An 18,501-nucleotide genomic window follows, 5' to 3' on the forward strand; every position below is an offset into this window, starting at 1 on the left:
GCGCACAATCTCGTGGAGATACAGTTTTTCGAATCAACATTCGATTATATGCAGGGGTCTTCCGGAACCCCGTGCAGGCCAACCCTGAGGCTGCACGACGCGCATCGAGTGTGTTCTTTTCTCCACCCTGCCTTTCCACTTCGCTTGCGTTCACTCATGAAATTCAAGGGCTCAGACAACTACGTCGCCACTCAGGACCTGATGCTGGCGGTCAACGCCGCCATCACGCTCAAGCGCCCGCTGCTCGTCAAGGGCGAGCCCGGCACGGGCAAGACCATGCTGGCCGAGGAAGTGGCGCAATCGCTGGGACTGCCGCTCCTGCAGTGGCACATCAAGTCGACCACCAAGGCGCAGCAGGGCCTGTATGAATACGACGCGGTGAGCCGCCTGCGCGACTCGCAGCTCTCCGACGTCGACGGCGGCGAGCGCGTCAAGGACATCCAGAACTACATCGTCAAGGGTGTGCTGTGGCAGGCCTTCACGGCCGACGAGCCGGTGGCATTGCTGATCGACGAGATCGACAAGGCCGACATCGAATTCCCGAACGACCTGCTACGCGAAATCGACCGCATGGAGTTCTACTGCTACGAGACGCGCGAGCTCATCCGCGCCAAGCACCGGCCGGTGGTGTTCATCACCTCCAACAACGAGAAGGAACTGCCCGACGCGTTCCTTCGCCGCTGCTTCTTCCACTACATCAAGTTCCCCGATGCCGAGACGATGAAGCACATCGTCGCCGTGCACTTCCCGGGCCTGAAGCAGGAGCTGCTCACGGCCGCGATGAAGACCTTCTACGACGTGCGCAACCTGCCGGGCCTGAAGAAGAAGCCCTCGACCTCCGAACTGCTCGACTGGCTCAAGCTGCTGGTGGCCGAAGACATTCCCCTCGAAGCCCTGCAGAGCAAGGACGACAAGGTCGCCGTGCCGCCGCTGGTGGGCGCGCTGCTCAAGAACGAGCAGGACGTGACGCTCTTCGAGAAGCTGGTCTTCATGCAGCGCAACAACCGATGAGCGAATCGCCGCGGCCGCATCCGACCAGCCAACTGCTCAAGCTGGGCGTGGCCCAGGCGGTGCTGTTCGTCGCGGGTGCGCTGCTCGGCCGCTGGGTCGGGCTGCTGCTGGGCCTCGATGCGTTCGGCGCCGGCGGCTACGGCAACAAGGAAATCTTCGGCATCCTGCTGATCGGCCTGGGCGGCGGTGGCGGAGTGCAGATCGCGCGCGCCTGGTACGTGCGCAAGTACGGCAATCCGAGAAGCTGAAATTCAGGGGTGTTGAGATGGCGTTCATCGAACCTGTCACGTTGAAGGCCCGCGGCATCGCGCTGGTGCCGCTCTCGCTGGACCATGAAGAGGGCCTGCGCGCCGCGGCCGCCGACGGCGAGCTCTGGAAGCTGCGCGTCACCTCCGTGCCCGAGCCCGAGAACACCCGCGCCTACATCGAGACCGCGCTCAAGACGCCCGACCGCTTCGCCTTCGCCGTGACCGAGGCGGCCACCGGCACCGTGCTCGGCAGCACCAGCTTCCACGACATCCTGCCGGCCGTGCAGCGCATCGAGATCGGCTACACCTGGTACGCCGAACGCTGCCAGCGCACCCATGTCAACACCACCTGCAAGCTCCTGATGCTCACGCATGCGTTCGACACGCTCGGCTGCAACGTGGTGGGCTGGCGCACCGACAACTTCAACTTCGCCTCGCAGCGCGCCATCGAGCGGCTCGGCGCCAAGAAGGACGGCGTGATCCGCGGCCACGTGATGCGCCGCGACGGCACCATCCGCGACACCGTCATGTACAGCCTGCGCGCGGGCGAATGGCCCGAGGTGCGGGCCCAGTTGCTCTACCTGCTCGACAAGCCGCGCGACTGAACCACAAGGAGCGATCTCCATGCTCATCGATTTCTTCTACACCCTGCGCTCGGCCAAGCTGCCGGTGTCCGTCAAGGAATACCTCACGCTGCTCGAAGCCCTGCAGGCCGATGTGGTGGGGCCCAACTCCGACGGCGCCTATGGCCTGGACGACTTCTACTACCTCTCGCGCACCGCGCTCGTGAAGGACGAGAAGCACTACGACAAGTTCGACCGTGCCTTCGCCGCCTACTTCAAGGGCGTGGAGATGCTCACCGACTTCACCAAGGAAGTGCCGCTCGACTGGCTCAAGAAGACGCTGGAGCGCGAGTTCACCGCCGAAGAGAAAGCCAAGATCGAGAAGATGGGCTGGGACGAGCTCATGGACACGCTCAAGAAGCGCTTCGAGGAGCAGAAGGAGCGCCACGAGGGCGGCAGCAAGTGGATCGGCACCGGCGGCACCTCGCCCTTCGGCAACGGTGGCTACAACCCGCAGGGCATCCGCATCGGCGGCGCCGGCAAGAACAAGAGCGCCGTGAAGGTGTGGGACCAGCGCGCCTACAAGGACTACGACGACAGTCAGGAGCTGGGCACGCGCAACATCAAGGTGGCGCTGCGGCGCCTGCGCAAGTTCGCGCGCGAGGGCCACGAGGAAGAGCTGGACCTGGACAACACCATCCACTCGACCGCGGCCAACGCCGGCTACCTCGACATCAAGATGCGGCCCGAGCGCCACAACAACGTCAAGGTGCTGCTGCTGATGGACGTGGGCGGCACGATGGACGAGCACATCCAGCGTGTCGAAGAATTGTTCTCGGCCGTGAAGACCGAGTTCAAGCACCTGGAGTTCTATTACTTCCACAACTGCGTCTACGACTTCATGTGGAAGAACAACAAGCGCCGCTTCTCCGAGAAGTTCGCGACCTGGGACATCCTGCGCAAATACAACAAGGACTACAAGCTCATCTTCGTCGGCGACGCGACCATGAGCCCCTACGAAATCCTGCAGCCCGGCGGCAGCGTCGAATACAACAACGAGGAAGCCGGCGCCGAGTGGATCCAGCGCCTGACGCACACCTTCCCCAAGTTCGCGTGGATCAACCCCGAGCCCCAGGGCGTGTGGCAATACCGGCAGAGCATCGCGGTGATGCAGCAGCTGATGTCCAACCGCATGTACCCGCTCACGCTGCGGGGCCTGGAAGACGCGATGCGCATGCTGTCCAAGTAATGCGCAAGCAGGACTGACCCACACCTGTATCCGGAAGCTTCAGGAACCGGCAAATCTTGCTGTCAGAATCCGCCCATGGTCAGGGTGGTATCCGTTTCTTCGCCGGCGTGGTGGCCGGCTTTGCTTTTTTGTGGCGTCCTTCTTTTGCAAGGCTGCAGCTTGCTGCCGAAAAAAGAAAGCACCGAAGGCAAGCCTGTCGCGGGCCTTGTCCGTAGCGGCGATGCCGACAGCACAGCCACAAAGGACAGCAAGGACGAGAAAAAAGCCGACAAGCGCGACGCCTTCACCGTCGACGTGCGCGGGCCTGAAGCGGTGCGCGACTACCTCACGCTGCACCTGGAAATCCAGCGCTACCGCGAGCTCGACGACCTCGGTGCGACGGAAATCTCCCGCCTCATGGTCGCCGCCGAAGCCAATGCGCGCGAACTGCTCGGCACCCTCGGCTACTTCACCCCCACGCTGACGCTCGAACTCAACGAGACGCCCGAAAGCACCAAGGCCCCGCGCGAGATCGTCATCACCGTCGCGCCCGGCGAGCCCACCAAGGTGAGCAACGTGCAGATCAGCTATGCCGGCGCCATCGCCGACGACACCGCGGCCGAGGCGCAGCGCGATTCGATCCGCACCGGCTGGGCGCTGCGCGCCGGCCTGCCGTTCACCCAGCAGGCCTGGGACGACGCCAAGACCACCGCGCTGCGCAGCCTCACGGCCAAGCGCTTTCCCACTGGCAACATCGAGGTGAGCCGCGCCGAGGTCGATGCCGACCGCAGCGAGGCCCGCCTGAACGTCACCTACCAGTCGGGCCCCGCCTACAAGTTCGGCCCCCTCATGCTGCGGGGCCTGCAGCGCTACGACCCCGACGGCGCGCGCCGCATCGCCCGCCTGCCCACCGGCACCGACTACGACCAGCAGAAGCTGCTCGACGCGCAGCAGCGCCTGGCCAGCAGCGGCTACTACGACTCGGTGTTCCTCACGCTCGACACCGAGAGCGGCAACCCGCTGGCCGCGCCCGTCATCGCGCAGCTGCGCGAAGCGCCGCTGCAGAAAGTGGTGCTGGGGGCAGGATTCACCACCGACAACGGCCCGCGCCTGTCGATCGACCACATCCACAACCAGATCCCGCTGCTCGGCTGGCGCGCGGTCTCGCGGCTCTCCGTGGACAACGACGTCAAGTCGCTCGGCACCGAGTGGAACGCGATTCCCAACGACAAGGGCTGGCGCTGGTTCTCCGGCGCCGAACTCAAGCGCGAGGAATCGGGCAGCTACATCGTCGACAGCGGCCGGCTGCGCGGCGGGCGCAACAAGTCGAGCGACCACATCGACCGCAGCTACTTCCTGCAGTACGACTACGCGCAGAACCGCGGCATCAACGCGCCGCCCTCGGCTTCGGCGGTCACCGCCAACTGGGGCTGGACCGGGCGCTACTTCGACAACAACTCGGCACCGACGCGCGGCTACGCGCTCGCGCTCGAACTCGCGGCCGGCTACACGCTCACCGGGGAGCAGACGCCCTTCACCCGCACCTATGTGCGCGGGCTGGGCATCCTGCCGCTCGGCTCGGCCGAGGACACCGAGGCGCGCGCCCGCCGCAGCCGCCTGCAGTTGCGCGTCGAGGCCGGCGCGGTGTCGGCCAAGGACAGTGCGCAGATCCCGTCCACGCTGATGTTCCTGACCGGCGGCGACACCACCGTGCGCGGCTACAGCTACAAGCAGATCGGCACCGTGCGCGCCGACGGCCAGATCGTCTCGGGCCGCTACCTGGGCGTGGCGAGCGTCGAGTGGCAACGGCCCTTCGTCTACAACAACAAGCTCACCGAATGGGAGAGCGTGGTGTTCGTCGATGCCGGCGCCGTGGCCGACAAGCCCGGCGAGCTCAAGCCCAAGGTGGGTGTGGGCGTGGGTGCGCGCTGGCGCAGCCCGGTCGGGCCGGTGCAGGCCGACCTGGCCTACGGCGTGGACACGAAGAAGTTCCGCCTGCACTTCCGCCTCGGCTTCACTTTCTGAGAGGCTGAGAAGCAATCCGACATGACCGCTCATCCCCCGCAAACGACCCCACTCTGCGTTGCAAATGCTCGCCATAGCCCGAGCTATGGCTGCGCTTTGCGCCTTGATTGGGCCCATTTGCGGGGGCTGCTCGGTCACGCCGAATCGCCTCTCAGCCTCTGACCCGCAGCTTTCGATGTCGAACGAAGAAGCCGTCTCCCCGCCCGTGCCAACCGCCGTCAAGCGCTCGCGCGCGCGCCGGGTCATGCGCGCGCTGGCGTGGACCTTCGCGGGCCTCGTCCTCGCCGTGCTGCTGCTCGGCGCAGGCGCGTGGTGGTGGCTGGGCTCGAACACCTCGCTCGCCTTCGCGCTCGCACAGGCGGCACAGCGCCTCCCCGCGGGCCAGACGCTCGAAAGCCGCGACGTGAGCGGGTCGCTGCGCACCGGCGGGCACATCGGCTGGCTCAAGTACCAGAGCGAGAGCATCGCGGTCGAGGTGAACGACGCCACCATCGGCTGGCAGCTCGCGCCCCTCTTCCAGCGCAAGGTGCAGCTCGGCGAGGTGCATGCGAAGCAGGTGCTGATCGAGAAACGCGGGCCGCCGAGCGAAGAGCCGACGCAACCGCTGGAGCAACTCGTGCTGCCGGTCGACGTGGACGTGCCCTTCCGCATCGACGAACTGCGCTGGGCCGGCCCCCCCGTGCTGCAGGCGACGAACCTCACCGGCAGCTACGTCTACAAGAACGCGGAGCACGCGCTCGAAGTGAAGGGCGTCGACATCGCCGACGGCCACTACAGCGCGCGCGTCAAGCTGCAGGGCCCCGCGCCGATGGCGATCGATGCGTCGCTCGATGGCCGCGTGAAGGCGCCGCTGGCCGAGGACCACAACATCGACGTGATCGCGCAGGCCACCGTGAAGGGCACGCTCGCCGGCACGGCCGCGCGCCTGCAGGTCGCCGCCGAACTCAAGCCCGCCGAAGAGAACACCGATGCACCGATGGAAGCGAAGCTGCAGGCGCAGATCGCGCCCTGGCTGCCGCAACCGGTGATCGATGCCAAGGCGGACCTCAGCAACGTCGATGCCTCGAGCCTCTGGCCCGGCGCGCCCGAAACGCAGCTCACCGGCACGGTCTCGGTCGAACCCGATGCGGACGCGGGCCCGTCCGCATGGAAGGCCTCGGCCGACATCCGCAACGCCCTGCCCGGTCCGTGGGACCAATCGAAGCTGCCGGTCGAACAGGTGCAAGGCCGCGTGGGCTTCGACGGCACCAACTGGACCATCCCCGAAGCCACCGTGCGCGCCGGCGGCGGCCGCATCGATGCCGAAGGCCGCTGGAGCCCCGCGCCCGCGCCGTGGCAGATTCGCGCCACGGTGCGCAGCGTGCGGCCCGGCGCATTGCACAGCGAACTCGCGGGTGCACCCGTCAGCGGCCAGGTCACCGCGCAGCAGCGCGAAGACACCATCACCTTCGACGCCGCGCTCAAGGCCGAAGGCGGCGCGGGCAGCAAGTCGCTACCGGGCTTCGCGCTCGACCGCGCGCTGGCGCAGGGCCAGTGGAAAGACCAGGTGCTCGACCTGCGCACGCTGCGCATCGAAGCCCAGCGCGCGAGCGTCGACGGCAAGCTGCAGGTGCGCGTGGCCGAGCAGGCGGCGAGCGGCAAGCTCAACCTCGTGCTGCCCGGCGGCGGCGCGCAGGTCGAAGGCCGCATCGCGCCGGACGCGGGCGCAGGCGACGTCAAGGCGCGCGTCGACGATGCCGACACCCTGCAACGCTGGGTCGAAGGCCTGCCCGGCCTTTCGGGCGTGTTCGCGGGTGCGACGGCCAAGGGCTCGGCGCGGCTCGATGCGAGCTGGCAAGGCGGCTGGCGGACCATCCAGCGCCGCATCGAGAACGCGAACGCCCCCGCGCAGCGCGGCATCGCGGAGCCCACGCTCAAGGCTGCGCTCACCGTGCCCCGCCTCGACCTGACCTTGCCGGCCGCCCAAGCCGGCGCGGCAGCCACCGCAGTGCAACTGCGCGAGCTGCAAGCCGACCTCTCGGGCAGCCTCGCGCAGGCCGCGCTCACGCTCAAGGGCGAAGCCACCACCGGCACCCAGAAGATCACGCTCGACACCCGCGCCAGCGGCGGCATCGCAGGCGCCAACCAGTGGCGCGCGGCCCTTGCCAGCCTGCGCCTGCAGGCGCAGGACAGCGCCCGCCCGGGCAACCCGTGGATCGTGGAACTGAGCCGCGAAGTCACCGCCACCATCCGCGCGGGCGGCACCCCGGCCCGCCTCGACATCGAAGCCTCCGCCGCCTCGGCCACGCTGCGCGGCCCCGTGCCCGGCACGGTGCGCATCGACTGGCAACCGCTGCGCTTCAGCCAGAGCGGCGCGGCGCCGAACAAGGTGTTCCGCGTGCAGTCCAAGGGCCAGATGCAGGGCCTGCCGATGGCCTGGGCCGGCGCATTCGGCGCAAGCTCGACCTTGAGCGAACTGGGCATCAGCGGCGACCTGATGTTCGACGGCGACTGGGACATCGATGCCGGCGACACGCTGCGCGCCAAGGCCCGCATCGCGCGCCAGAGCGGCGACATCCGCGTGCAGGCCGGCGAGGCAGCGCTGGTCACCCGCATCACGAGCACCGGGACCGGCACCGCGAGCGAGCGCACGATGAACTCCGCCTCCGCGGGCGGCGCGGATTCGCCCAGCACCCCGGCAGGCCTGCGCCAGGCCGAGCTGCGGCTCGATGCCGAAGGCGACGCCGTGCGCGCCACGCTCGCGTGGGACAGCGAACGCGCCGGCAAGATCAACGCCGACGTCAACACCCGTGTGACGCAACGTGCAGGCGGCTGGCAATGGGCGCCCGATGCGCCGCTCGGCGGCAGCATCAAGGCCGCGCTGCCGAACCTGGGCGTGTGGTCGATGCTCGCGCCGCCGGGCTGGCGCATCGCCGGCACGCTCGATGCCAACGCCGCGCTCTCAGGCAACCGCGCGGCACCGCGCTGGAACGGCACGCTCGGCGCCGACAAGCTCGCGCTGCGCGCGCCGGTCGAAGGGCTCGACCTGCGCGACGGGCGCCTGCGCGCAAGCCTCACCGGCGAGCGCATCGAGATCACCGAGTTCACGCTCAAGGGCGGCGCCGGCAGCTCGGCCCGCATCGGCGGCCAGAGCGGCAACCGCAGCACCGCGGCGAGCGAGGCGAACACCGATGGCGGATCGCTCTCGGCGCGCGGCGACATGAGCTGGGGCGCCGCACCGGGCACCGCCACGCCGAGCATCCGCATGGCCCTGCAGGGCGAACTGCGCGCACTGCGCGTGCTGGTGCGCACCGACCGCCAGGTCACGCTCTCGGGCGACCTGCAGGCACGGCTCGACGCCGGCCAGTTCACCGTGCGCGGCAAGCTCAAGACCGACCGCGCCGTCATCATCCTGCCCGACGAAACCGCGCCCAGCCTCGGCAGCGACGTCGTCGTGCGCTCGGCCGCCAAGGACCGCGAAGCCGCCGAGGCCGCGCAGCGCGAATCGGCCCGCGCCGATGCACAGGCAGCCAAGCCGCAGACTGCGAAGCCGCCCGACATCGTCGTGAACTTCGACCTGGGCGACGACTTCGCGGTGCAGGGGCGCGGCATCACCACGCGCCTGGAAGGCGACCTGGAAATCCGCAGCACCAAGCTCAACGCACCGCCGCGCATCACCGGCGAGGTCAAGACCGTGAAGGGCCAGTACCGCGCGTACGGCCAGCAGCTGGACGTGGAAACCGGCGTGGCGCGCTTCAACGGCCCCTTCGACAACCCGCAACTGGACATCCTCGCGATCCGCCCGAACATCTCGCAGCGCGCGGGCGTGCAGATCTCGGGCAGCGCGCAGTCGCCGCGCGTGAAGCTCTACTCGGAGCCTGCGCTGTCCGATGCGGAAACGCTCTCGTGGGTGATCCTCGGGCGCGCCTCGGCCACCAGCGGCGGCGAGTCGGCGCTGCTGCAGCAGGCCGCGCTCGCGGTGCTGGGCAAGATCGGCAAGGCCGGCAGCGGCGGCAGCCTCGCGAGCCGCTTCGGCCTGGACGAGCTCGGCTTCAAGGGCCCGGGCAGCGGCGGCGACCTGCGCGAGTCGGCGGTCACGCTGGGCAAGCGGCTGTCGAAGGATTTCTACGTGACCTACGAACGCAGCCTGGGCGGCACCTTCGGCACGATCTTCATCTTCTACGACCTCACGCAGCGCCTCACGCTGCGCGGACAGGCGGGCCAGACCAGCGGGCTCGACCTGATCTATACGGTGAAGTACGACTGATCGAAATCTCTGGGGCGATGTACTAGGGACTTCGATCTTGACCGGGCCGAACCCGGAGTTAACAATTCATTGACGCCTTCACTGAGGAGCGACGATGAAAAACGATGGAGACAAGGGCGGCCACAGCCCGGTGCACGACCGTCGGACGCACGACGTGCCGACGTCCTCGCGGATCGCGCTCGTGCGCAGCGCGCTGCATGTGGTGATCGCGGTCGTCGCGCTGCTGGCGATCGCCACGTCGATCCCGCACTGGGGCGGCGACAACTTCCCCGTGCTGAGCCTCGTGATCTACGTCGCGGGCATGGTGTTCATCGCGATGCCGCTGTGCCTTTGCTATGAGGCGCTGTTGAAGTCGCAACAGGAGCGTGCGGCAGGCCGCAGCTGGAGCGTCTAGCCGGCCCGTTGACGCAGTCCCGCCGCTGCCCTCGCTGTGGCAGCATCGCCGCATTCGACTTCGACACTGGGAACCAATGAATGCTGGCCGGGCCGGGCGCACCACCGCGCATCGCAAGAACGACAACGACAACCACTCGCCCGCCGCATCCGCCTACCGATGGTCGAAGCGCCTGGCGCTGCCCGCCCTCTGGTACACCGCCTTCGAGATGTACGGCCTGACGCTCGGAGGGCCGCAGATGCTCTTCTATTCGGTCATCCACACCATGCCGGTCGTGGTGTTCGTGGTGCTGGCCTCCATGCTCTTCTTCGTCGGCTGGTGGCTGCAGGCAGTGCTTGCATTGCTCATCCCACCCTACCGCGATGCACTGGACCTCACCGGCAGCCGCGCCGCATTGCTGCTTGCCGGCCTGACACTGCATGCGCTGCTGCTTGTCACGTACGAGAGCTGGAGCGACGGCAACGTGCTGCGCGTGATGCTCTGCCTCGCGGGGCTGGTGCTCACCGTGAAACTCACCACGGCCATGCGTTCTTCTCGCTCTTCGCCAGCGGTGCGGCGCCTGTGAGCATCGCGACCCGGATTCCGCTGCTGCTCACCGCGCTGCGCGCCCTGCTCGCGCCGGTCATCGTGGCGTTGGCCATCCTCCATCCGGCACCGTGGGCATTCGGCGTCTGCCTCATCGCGGGTTTTCTCTCGGACGTGTTCGACGGCGTCATCGCCCGCAGGCTGGGCATCGCGACGCCCGGCCTGCGCCGGCTCGACAGCATCGCCGACACCGTCTTCTACGTGGCCGCGACGTTCGCCGCGTGGCACCTGTACCCGCAGGTCATCAAGGCGCATGCCGGCGCACTGCTGCTGCTCGTTGCGCTCGAGGCGACGCGGTACGTCTTCGACCTCGTGAAGTTCAAGCGCGAAGCCAGCTATCACATGTGGTCGTCGAAGGCTTGGGGCCTTGCGCTCTTCGCGGCCTTCTTCGCGCTGCTGGCATGCGGCTACACCGGCGCGTGGATCGCGGCGCCGATCTACCTGGGGATCGTGGCCGACATCGAGGGACTGGCGATCTCGCTGGTGCTCAGGGAGTGGAAGTCGGACGTGCCTTCGATCGTTCACGCGCTGAGGCTGCGCCGCGCGGGAGCCGCGATGCGCGCCTGATCAACCCGCGTCGCCGCCACCCGGCGGAAACTGCTCTTTCCTTCCAGCCAGCTCGACCGCCCCGCCCGGCAGCAGGTTCGCACGATGGCTGCGCACCGCCGATGCCACGATCGGCATCAGGTGCGTCGCGCCGCCCGCTTCGAGCGCGCGGATCAGTTGCATGCGCATGCTCGGCGCCCAGAACGATTTCAGGTGCGCCGCGATCGCGCCCGTCGACAGGGTCGCGTTGTCGGGCGACTGGGCCTCGAAGAAGCTGCCGATCTGGTTGGCCATCTTGACCAGTTGCGCCGTCGGATCGTGGTCGTGCATGCACTGCCTTTGAAGAGATGAATTTGCCGGCAGCTCGCGTCAGTGCGCGCGGCTTCCGGTGGATGTGAAATCCCGCCCGACCGTCGTCACGCGCTCCGGGTGGCTGTAGACCGCCAGGTCGTCCTTGCGCGCGAAGCCAACCAGCGTGAGCCGCGCGCGTTCCGCCGTGGCCACTGCGAACGAGGTCGGCGCCGATACCGCAGCGAGCAGCGGCACGCCCGCCATCGCAGTCTTCTGCACCATCTCGAAACTGGCGCGGCTGGTGACGGCGATGAAGCCGGCCGATGCATCCACATCGTTGCTCGCGAGCGCACCGATCAGCTTGTCGAGCGCGTTGTGGCGGCCCACGTCCTCACGCAGCCACATCACCTCGCCCGCGGCCGAACACCATGCCGCCGCATGCACCGCGCCGGTGGCCTGCTGCAGCGTCTGCAGCGACTGGAACTGCGACATTGCGCGCGCGATGGCCTGGCGATCCATCGCCACGGCATCGCCGAGCACCGGCAGTTCGCGCGACACATGCGCCAGGCTCTCGGTGCCGCAGAGGCCGCAGCCGGTGCGGCCCGCGATCGTGCGGCGCCGCTGCTTCAGGCGCGTGAACGCGGCGCTCGACACCTGCAGCCGCACCGTGATGCCGAGGTCCGAAGGTGCAATCTCCACCGAATAGAGTTCGTGCGGCGCATCGAGGATGCCCTCGCTCAGCGAGAAGCCGAGCGCGAAGTCCTCCAGGTCCAGCGGCGTCGCGAGCATCACCGCATGCGAGATGCCGTTGAACTCCAGCGCCACGGGCACTTCCTCGGCCACCCAGTCCTGCACCGCGTAGGCCTCGCCGCCGCGCACGCCGTGCACCGGCAGCAGCAATGCGCCTTCGCAGAAGGTGTCGGCGCCTTCGGCGGCCGGCAGGGTGGCGATGTTCATGCCCGTTCCTGCCTGCTGCCTACTTGGCCGGAACCGTCTCGTTGCGCTTTTCCGGCAGCGCGCCGGCGGTCGCCAGGTCGATCTGCGTCTTGTTGAAGCGGCTGTACTCCTGCTGCCAGGTCGAGGGCTGCATCACCGGCATCACCTGCACGGCCGTCACCTTGTACTCGGGGCAGTTGGTGGCCCAGTCGGAGTTGTCGGTGGTGATCACGTTGGCGCCCGACTCGGGGAAGTGGAAGGTGGTGTAGACCACGCCCGGCTGCATGCGCTCGGACACCGTGGCGCGCAGCACCGTCTCGCCCGCGCGGCTCTGGATGCCGACCCAGTCGTCGTCCTTCACGCCGCGCTCCTCCGCATCGTGCGGATGGATCTCCAGCCGGTCTTCGCCGTGCCACAGGTTGTTGTCGGTGCGGCGCGTCTGGGCGCCCACGTTGTACTGCGACAGGATGCGCCCGGTGGTCAGCAGCAGCGGGAACTTGCGCGTGACCTTCTCGTCCGTCGCCACGTACTGCGTGACGATGAAGCGGCCCTTGCCGCGCACGAAGGTGTCGATGTGCATCGTCGGCGTGCCGTCGGGCGCGTCGTCGTTGCAGGGCCACTGAATGCTGCCGAGTTCATCGAGGCGCTTGTAGCTCACGCCATGGAACGTCGGCGTCAGCGCGGCGATCTCGGCCATGATGTCCTCGGGGCTCTTGTAGTCCATCGGGTAGCCCAGCGCCTGCGCGAGCTTCACCGTGATCTCCCAGTCGGCCAGGCCCGCCTTCGGCGGCATGACCTTGCGAACGCGTGAGATGCGGCGCTCGGCGTTGGTGAAGGTGCCGTCCTTCTCGAGGAACGACGAACCCGGCAGGAACACGTGGGCGTACTTGGCGGTTTCATTCAGGAACATGTCCTGCACCACCACGCACTCCATCGCCATCATGGCCGCGGCCACATGCTGCGTGTTGGGGTCCGACTGCACGATGTCCTCGCCCTCGCAGTACAGGCCCTTGAAGCCGCCGCCGATCGCGGACTCGAACATGTTGGGAATGCGCAGGCCCGGTTCCGGATCGATGGTCACGCCCCAGGCCGCTTCGAACGAAGCGCGCGTGGTGCTGTCCGACACATGGCGGTAGCCCGGCAGCTCGTGCGGGAACGAACCCATGTCGCACGCGCCCTGCACGTTGTTCTGGCCGCGCAGCGGGTTCACGCCCACGCCTTCGCGGCCCACATTGCCGGTGGCCATCGCGAGGTTCGCAATGCCCATCACCGTGGTCGAGCCCTGGCTGTGCTCGGTCACGCCCAGGCCGTAGAAGATCGCGCCGTTGGCGGCGCTCGCGAACAGGCGTGCGGCGGCGCGCATCTCGGCAGCGGGCACGCCCGTGGCCTTCTCGGTGGCCTCGGGCGATTGCTCGGGCTGCGCAACGAAATCTCTCCACGCGGCGAAGGAGGCGGTGTCGCAGCGCTCGGCGATGAAGGCATCGGCCGTGAGCCCTTCGGTCACGATCACGTGCGCGAGCGCGGTGACCACGGCCACGTTGGTGCCGGGCTTCAACTGCAAGTGGTGCGAGGCCTTCACGTGCGGCGACTTCACGATGTCGATGCGGCGCGGATCGACCACGATCAGCTTGGCGCCTTCGCGCAGTCGCTTCTTCATGCGCGAGGCGAACACCGGGTGGCCGTCGGTCGGGTTGGCGCCGATCACCATGATCACGTCGGCCTTCTCCACCGACTTGAAGGTCTGCGTGCCGGCCGACTCGCCCAGCGTCTGCTTCAGGCCGTAGCCCGTGGGCGAATGGCACACGCGGGCGCAGGTGTCGACGTTGTTGTTTCCGAAGGCGGCGCGCACCAGCTTCTGCACGAGGTAGGTTTCCTCGTTGGTGCAGCGCGAGGAGGTGATGCCGCCGATGGAGTCCTTGCCGTACTTGGCCTGCAGGCGCTTGAACTCGCCAGCGGCGTAGTTGAGCGCGGTGTCCCAGCTCACTTCCTGCCACGGGTCGCTGATGTTCTTGCGGATCATCGGCTTGAGCATGCGGTCCTGGTGGGTCGCGTAGCCCCAGGCGAAGCGGCCCTTCACGCAGGAGTGGCCTTCGTTGGCCTTGCCGTCTTTCCACGGTGTCATGCGCACGACCTCGTTGCCCTTCATCTCGGCCTTGAAGGCGCACCCCACGCCGCAGTAGGCGCAGGTGGTGATGATGCTGTGCTCGGGCTGGCCGAGCCAGATCACCGACTTCTCCTGCAAGGTGGCCGTGGGGCAGGCCTCGACGCAGGCGCCGCAGCTCACGCACTCGGAATCCATGAAGGCTTCGTCCTGGCCCGGCGACACGCGCGACTCGAAGCCGCGGCCGCTGATGGTCAGCGCGAAGGTGCCCTGCGTTTCCTCGCAGGCGCGCACACAGCGGTTGCAGACGATGCACTTCGAAGGGTCATACGTGAAGTACGGGTTCGACTCGTCCTTCTGGTCCTTCAGGTGGTTGGCGCCGTCGAAGCCGTAGCGCACGTTGCGCAGGCCCGTGACGCCCGCCATGTCCTGCAGCTCGCAGTTGCCGTTGGCCGAGCAGGTGAGGCAATCGAGCGGATGGTCGGAGATGTAGAGCTCCATCACGCCCTTGCGCAGGTCCTGCAGCTTGGGCGTCTGCGTGCGCACCTTCATGCCGGCTTCGGCCGGCGTGGTGCACGAGGCCGGAAAGCCCTTGCGGCCCTCGATCTCCACCAGGCACAGGCGGCAGGAGCCGAAGGGCTCCAGGCTGTCGGTGGCGCAGAGCTTGGGCACGTTGATGCCGGCATCCACGGCCGCGCGCATGAGCGAGGTGCCCGCGGGCACGGTGACTTCGTTGCCATCGATCTCCAGCGTCACTTCGCGCGTGGATTCGCGCTTGGGGGTGCCGTAGTCGATTTCTTTCAGATGGTCGAGCATGTGTTCTTGTCTCCTGCTGCTGTGCTGTGCGACGCGCGATGCGTTGCGTTCAAGCAGCCTTGCGATCGGGGACCACGAGACCGAAGTCCTGTGGAAAGTGGTCGAGTGCGGAAAGCACCGGGAACGGCGTCATGCCCCCCATGGCGCACAGCGAACCGTGGACCATGGTGTTGCACAGGTCGCGCAACAGGATGACGTGCTCCACGCGCTTGTTGTCCGCGCGGATCTTGTCGATCACTTCGACGCCGCGGGTCGATCCGATGCGGCACGGCGTGCATTTGCCGCACGACTCGATGGCGCAGAACTCCATCGCATAGCGCGCGAGCTTCGAGAGGTCGGCCGTGTCGTCGTGCACCACGATGCCGCCGTGGCCCACCGTGCCGCCCACGGCCGCGTAGGCCTCGTAGTCCAGCGGCAGATCCCATTGCGATTCGGGCAGGTAGGCGCCGAGTGGGCCGCCGACCTGCACCGCCTTGATCGGCCGGCCCGAGGCGGAGCCGCCGCCGTAGTCGTACAGCAGCTCCCGCAGCGTGACGCCGAAGGCCTTCTCGACCAGGCCGCCGTGCTTGATGTTGCCGGCCAGCTGCATCGGCAGCGTGCCGCGCGAACGGCCTACGCCGAAGTCGCGGTAGTACTCGGCGCCGCGCGCGAGGATCAGCGGCACGCTCGCGAGCGTGATCACGTTGTTGATGAGCGTCGGCTGCCCGAAGAGGCCGGTGATGGCCGGCAGCGGCGGCTTGGCGCGCACGATGCCGCGCTTGCCTTCCAGGCTTTCGAGCAGCGCGGTTTCTTCGCCGCACACATACGAGCCTGCGCCCTTGCGCACTTCGAGCCAGAAGGTCTGGCCCGATCCGAGGATGTTCTCGCCGAGAAAGCCCGCGGCTTCCGCCGCGCGGATCGCCTCGTTCATCGTCGCGATGGCGTGCGGATACTCGGAGCGGATGTAGACGTAGCCCTTGGTCGCGCCGGTGGCGATGCCCGCGATGGTCATGCCCTCGACGAGCATGAGCGGGTCGCCCTCCATCGTCATGCGGTCGGAGAAGGTGCCCGAGTCGCCTTCGTCGGCATTGCAGACGATGTACTTCTGCGCGGCCGGCGTGGCCATCACGGTCTTCCACTTGATGCCGGCCGGGAACGCCGCGCCGCCGCGGCCGCGCAGCCCGGAATCGAGCACCTGCTGCACAACCTCTTCGGGCTTGAGGCCGAGCGCGCGGCGCAGGCCCGCATAGCCTTCGTGCGCTTCGTAGTCGGCAACCGACACGGGATCGGTGATGCCCATGCGCGCGAAGGTCAGGCGCTCCTGCTTCTTCAGGTACGGAATCTCGTCGGTCAGGCCGAGCGACAGCGGATGCGTCTGCGCGCCTTCGGCGAAACCGGCATCGAACAGGTCGGCCACGTCGTCGATGGTCACGGGGCCGTAGGCCACGCGGCCGGCCGGCGTGCTCACCTCGACCATCGGCTCCAGCCAGAACAGGCCGCGCGAACCGTTGCGCACCATGCCGAACGACACGCCGCGAATGGCCGCTTCCTGCGCGATGCGCTCGGCCACGCGTTCCGCGCCGACTGCCAGCGCAGCGGAATCGCGCGGCACATAGATCGTGAGGCCGCTCATGCGCAATCTCCGTATTGCGCCACCAGCGCGTCGAACGAACGCGGCGTCATGCGCGCGTGCGGTTCTTCGTTGATCGTCATCGCGGGCGACGAGGCGCACAGGCCCAGGCAGAAGGCGGGTTCCAGCGTGAAGTTGCCGTCCTTCGAATGGCCGTGCGCGCTGCAGCCCAGGCGCAGCTCCGCGTGGGCCAGCAGCGCATCCGCGCCCATCGACTGGCAGGCCTCGGCCCGGCAGATCTGGATCACATGGCGCGCCGCGGGTGCGGAGCGGAAGTGGTGGTAGTAGGTGATGACGCCGTGCACTTCGGCGCGCGAGAGGTTCACGCCCTCGGCGATCGTCGTCACGGTGTGCGGCGGGATGTAGCCCAGCGCGTCCTGCACGTCGTGAAGGATCGGGAGCAGCGCCCCCGGTTCTTCCGCGCGCTCGATCAGCACCTGGCGCACCGCGGCCAGTTCATCGGATTCGCTCATCGTGGCGTGTCGGCCCACTTCGTTCATGCGGCGCTCCTTACCGGGTTGTCATTCATCGTGGGTTTTTGCTCTCCCGGCTTTTTCATCCTACGACCGAAACACGCTCGCAGACACTGCCGATTGCCCTAGGAAAACGTTGCGGTTTCCCGCTCTGGAGGCACTGTCGGGGAATACGAAGGCAAAGACCTTGACTCAGGTCAATTTCCCGGAAACAAGGGGCCGGGCGCCACCGGCCGAGACCTCGCGCAACCCCGCAAGCGCCGGTTCGACGATGGCTGGATCGGCGCCCACCGCGTAGACGGCGTACGCGGGGTACAGGAACTCCGGCGTATTGGGCACGCGGCGCAGGTGCCCCGATTCGAGATGGCCGCGCACCACGTCGAGCCGGAAGTAGCCGGTACCGCCCGCGGCCAGCAGGTACTCGCGGCCCAGCGGGCCGAGGCCGGCCTTCACCGCCGCATTGGAAAGCTCGGGAAACGCAAGGCCGTGCTGCGCCGCGAACTCCGGGCCCCAGTCGACATACACGTAGTCCGCCGGCCGCGGCACGCGCGGGCGCTTGGCGGTGGTGACCATCACGAGCTTTTCCTCGATGAGCAGTTCCACGCGCAGCCCCGGCCGCTGCTGCGGTGCATAGACGATGGCGACATCGAGCACGCCGCCCGCCACCTTGTCGAGCAGATCCTGCGGAAAGCCGACCTCGGTGCGAATGGCCAGTTGCGGCGCGGTCTGGCGCAGCCACAGCAGCCAGCGCAGCAGCAGCGGGTCCCACAGGCTGATCTCGCAACCGGCCGCGAGCACCGCCTGGCTGCCATCGGGCACCGCCACCTGGTGGCGCGCCCGCTCCCACACCTGCACCAGCATGGTCGCGTGCGGCAGAAATTGTTCGCCCGCGCGCGTGAGTGCGGCCCCGGACTTGTTGCGCACGAAGAGCTTGCGTCCGAGCAGTTCCTCGAGCGTTCGCACGCGTGCGCTCACCGAGGTCTGCGTCACATGCAGGCGTTCCGCGGCGCGCTGGAAGCTGCGGGTCTCGACGATCGAGAGAAAGGTCCGGGCCAGGTTGATGTCCATCGAGGCGCCCTCTTTGAATGCAATATTTTTGCATTCAACTGACAATTAATCTCGTTTTACTTATGCGGTGGCCGGACAGAAGATGAAGGCCACTTCAACGCAACCCGGGAGCCACTCATGCCGACCCTTGGTCACTCCGTACAAGCGAAGGGCGCCGAGCGCCTTGCCGATGCGCTCAGGGGCCTCGCCGACGAGGCCTTCATGCTGGCAGAGGCCTTGCTCAGTCCTCGCAAGCTCATCGAGGACGTGGAGCAGATGCGCGCCTTGCAGGTCGCCGCGGACACCATCGAGGCGAGCGACCCGTGGCGGGCCGATGTGCTGCGCTCGCGCGCCTCGCGCATCGGCCTTCGCTGAACAACGA

16 protein-coding genes are annotated in these 18,501 nt (G+C 67.8%); 10 read left to right on the forward strand and 6 right to left on the reverse strand.

Features of this window, described 5'->3' with window-relative positions:
- Positions 1-156 precede the first annotated feature (156 nt).
- The 9 genes from GNX71_RS28135 to GNX71_RS28175 all read left to right on the forward strand — a co-directional run bounded on the left by GNX71_RS28135 (position 157) and on the right by GNX71_RS28175 (position 10,867).
- Positions 157-1,011 (forward strand): MoxR family ATPase, encoded by an 855-nt coding sequence (locus GNX71_RS28135; protein ID WP_042581872.1) that lies wholly within the window; start codon positions 157-159, stop codon positions 1,009-1,011.
- Positions 1,008-1,259 carry a hypothetical protein gene (locus GNX71_RS28140; protein WP_042581873.1) on the forward strand — a complete coding sequence of 84 codons (252 nt, stop codon included), beginning with the start codon at positions 1,008-1,010 and terminating at the stop codon, positions 1,257-1,259. Before GNX71_RS28135 ends, GNX71_RS28140 begins: the two co-directional genes overlap by 4 nt.
- Positions 1,260-1,276: 17 nt before the next feature.
- Entirely contained in the window at positions 1,277-1,864 is a 588-nt protein-coding gene (locus tag GNX71_RS28145) for a GNAT family protein (protein WP_206175464.1), read from the forward strand.
- Between the two features lie 19 nt (positions 1,865-1,883).
- Complete coding sequence (locus tag GNX71_RS28150; RefSeq protein WP_206175465.1) at positions 1,884-3,071, forward strand: VWA domain-containing protein; 1,188 nt, start codon at positions 1,884-1,886, stop codon at positions 3,069-3,071.
- A gap of 75 nt (positions 3,072-3,146) precedes the next feature.
- A complete protein-coding gene (locus tag GNX71_RS28155; RefSeq protein ID WP_206175466.1) occupies positions 3,147-5,075 on the forward strand; it encodes a BamA/TamA family outer membrane protein in 1,929 nt (642 codons plus the stop codon).
- Between the two features lie 175 nt (positions 5,076-5,250).
- Positions 5,251-9,321: a translocation/assembly module TamB domain-containing protein gene (locus GNX71_RS28160; RefSeq protein WP_206175467.1), complete on the forward strand. Its 4,071-nt coding sequence runs from the start codon at positions 5,251-5,253 to the stop codon at positions 9,319-9,321.
- 94 nt (positions 9,322-9,415) lie between these two features.
- The gene (locus GNX71_RS28165) at positions 9,416-9,715 is read left to right on the forward strand and encodes a hypothetical protein (RefSeq protein WP_206175468.1); all 300 of its coding nucleotides are present in this window, start codon (positions 9,416-9,418) and stop codon (positions 9,713-9,715) included.
- Positions 9,716-9,791: 76 nt separating this feature from the next.
- Positions 9,792-10,280 (forward strand): hypothetical protein, encoded by a 489-nt coding sequence (locus GNX71_RS28170; RefSeq protein WP_206175469.1) that lies wholly within the window; start codon positions 9,792-9,794, stop codon positions 10,278-10,280.
- The gene (locus tag GNX71_RS28175; protein ID WP_206175470.1) at positions 10,277-10,867 is read left to right on the forward strand and encodes a CDP-alcohol phosphatidyltransferase family protein; all 591 of its coding nucleotides are present in this window, start codon (positions 10,277-10,279) and stop codon (positions 10,865-10,867) included. Before GNX71_RS28170 ends, GNX71_RS28175 begins: the two co-directional genes overlap by 4 nt.
- Here GNX71_RS28175 and GNX71_RS28180 read toward each other — a convergent pair whose 3' ends face one another.
- The 6 genes from GNX71_RS28180 to GNX71_RS28205 all read right to left on the reverse strand — a co-directional run bounded on the left by GNX71_RS28180 (position 10,868) and on the right by GNX71_RS28205 (position 18,140).
- Positions 10,868-11,176 (reverse strand): formate dehydrogenase subunit delta, encoded by a 309-nt coding sequence (locus tag GNX71_RS28180; protein ID WP_206175471.1) that lies wholly within the window; start codon positions 11,174-11,176, stop codon positions 10,868-10,870.
- Positions 11,177-11,215: 39 nt separating this feature from the next.
- Positions 11,216-12,094 carry a formate dehydrogenase accessory sulfurtransferase FdhD gene (gene fdhD / locus GNX71_RS28185; protein ID WP_206175472.1) on the reverse strand — a complete coding sequence of 293 codons (879 nt, stop codon included), beginning with the start codon at positions 12,092-12,094 and terminating at the stop codon, positions 11,216-11,218.
- Between the two features lie 19 nt (positions 12,095-12,113).
- Positions 12,114-14,990: a formate dehydrogenase subunit alpha gene (gene fdhF / locus GNX71_RS28190; protein WP_206175473.1), complete on the reverse strand. Its 2,877-nt coding sequence runs from the start codon at positions 14,988-14,990 to the stop codon at positions 12,114-12,116.
- A 49-nt stretch (positions 14,991-15,039) separates the two neighbouring features.
- Complete coding sequence (locus tag GNX71_RS28195) at positions 15,040-16,602, reverse strand: formate dehydrogenase beta subunit (protein ID WP_206175474.1); 1,563 nt, start codon at positions 16,600-16,602, stop codon at positions 15,040-15,042.
- Positions 16,599-17,072 carry a formate dehydrogenase subunit gamma gene (locus GNX71_RS28200; RefSeq protein ID WP_206179734.1) on the reverse strand — a complete coding sequence of 158 codons (474 nt, stop codon included), beginning with the start codon at positions 17,070-17,072 and terminating at the stop codon, positions 16,599-16,601. Before GNX71_RS28200 ends, GNX71_RS28195 begins: the two co-directional genes overlap by 4 nt.
- 192 nt (positions 17,073-17,264) lie before the next feature.
- Positions 17,265-18,140: a LysR family transcriptional regulator gene (locus GNX71_RS28205; protein WP_206175475.1), complete on the reverse strand. Its 876-nt coding sequence runs from the start codon at positions 18,138-18,140 to the stop codon at positions 17,265-17,267.
- A 117-nt stretch (positions 18,141-18,257) separates the two neighbouring features.
- Here GNX71_RS28205 and GNX71_RS28210 point away from each other — a divergent pair, with 117 nt between their 5' ends.
- The gene (locus GNX71_RS28210) at positions 18,258-18,494 is read left to right on the forward strand and encodes a hypothetical protein (RefSeq protein ID WP_206175476.1); all 237 of its coding nucleotides are present in this window, start codon (positions 18,258-18,260) and stop codon (positions 18,492-18,494) included.
- Positions 18,495-18,501 lie beyond the last annotated feature (7 nt).

This window comes from Variovorax sp. RKNM96, assembly GCF_017161115.1.
In the GTDB taxonomy this organism is placed as follows: Bacteria; Pseudomonadota; Gammaproteobacteria; order Burkholderiales; family Burkholderiaceae_C; genus Variovorax.

Bases quoted from the DNA above. Each gene is read 5' to 3' on its own strand.
- GNX71_RS28135 (WP_042581872.1), top strand. From the start codon at position 157: ATGAAATTCAAGGGCTCAGACAACTACGTCGCCACTCAGGACCTGATG.
- GNX71_RS28140 (WP_042581873.1), top strand. From the start codon at position 1,008: ATGAGCGAATCGCCGCGGCCGCATCCGACCAGCCAACTGCTCAAGCTG.
- GNX71_RS28145 (WP_206175464.1), top strand. From the start codon at position 1,277: ATGGCGTTCATCGAACCTGTCACGTTGAAGGCCCGCGGCATCGCGCTG.
- GNX71_RS28150 (WP_206175465.1), top strand. From the start codon at position 1,884: ATGCTCATCGATTTCTTCTACACCCTGCGCTCGGCCAAGCTGCCGGTG.
- GNX71_RS28155 (WP_206175466.1), top strand. From the start codon at position 3,147: ATGGTCAGGGTGGTATCCGTTTCTTCGCCGGCGTGGTGGCCGGCTTTG.
- GNX71_RS28160 (WP_206175467.1), top strand. From the start codon at position 5,251: ATGTCGAACGAAGAAGCCGTCTCCCCGCCCGTGCCAACCGCCGTCAAG.
- GNX71_RS28165 (WP_206175468.1), top strand. From the start codon at position 9,416: ATGAAAAACGATGGAGACAAGGGCGGCCACAGCCCGGTGCACGACCGT.
- GNX71_RS28170 (WP_206175469.1), top strand. From the start codon at position 9,792: ATGAATGCTGGCCGGGCCGGGCGCACCACCGCGCATCGCAAGAACGAC.
- GNX71_RS28180 (WP_206175471.1), bottom strand. From the start codon at position 11,176: ATGCACGACCACGATCCGACGGCGCAACTGGTCAAGATGGCCAACCAG.
- fdhD (WP_206175472.1), bottom strand. From the start codon at position 12,094: ATGAACATCGCCACCCTGCCGGCCGCCGAAGGCGCCGACACCTTCTGC.
- fdhF (WP_206175473.1), bottom strand. From the start codon at position 14,990: ATGCTCGACCATCTGAAAGAAATCGACTACGGCACCCCCAAGCGCGAA.
- GNX71_RS28195 (WP_206175474.1), bottom strand. From the start codon at position 16,602: ATGAGCGGCCTCACGATCTATGTGCCGCGCGATTCCGCTGCGCTGGCA.
- GNX71_RS28200 (WP_206179734.1), bottom strand. From the start codon at position 17,072: ATGAGCGAATCCGATGAACTGGCCGCGGTGCGCCAGGTGCTGATCGAG.
- GNX71_RS28205 (WP_206175475.1), bottom strand. From the start codon at position 18,140: ATGGACATCAACCTGGCCCGGACCTTTCTCTCGATCGTCGAGACCCGC.
- GNX71_RS28210 (WP_206175476.1), top strand. From the start codon at position 18,258: ATGCCGACCCTTGGTCACTCCGTACAAGCGAAGGGCGCCGAGCGCCTT.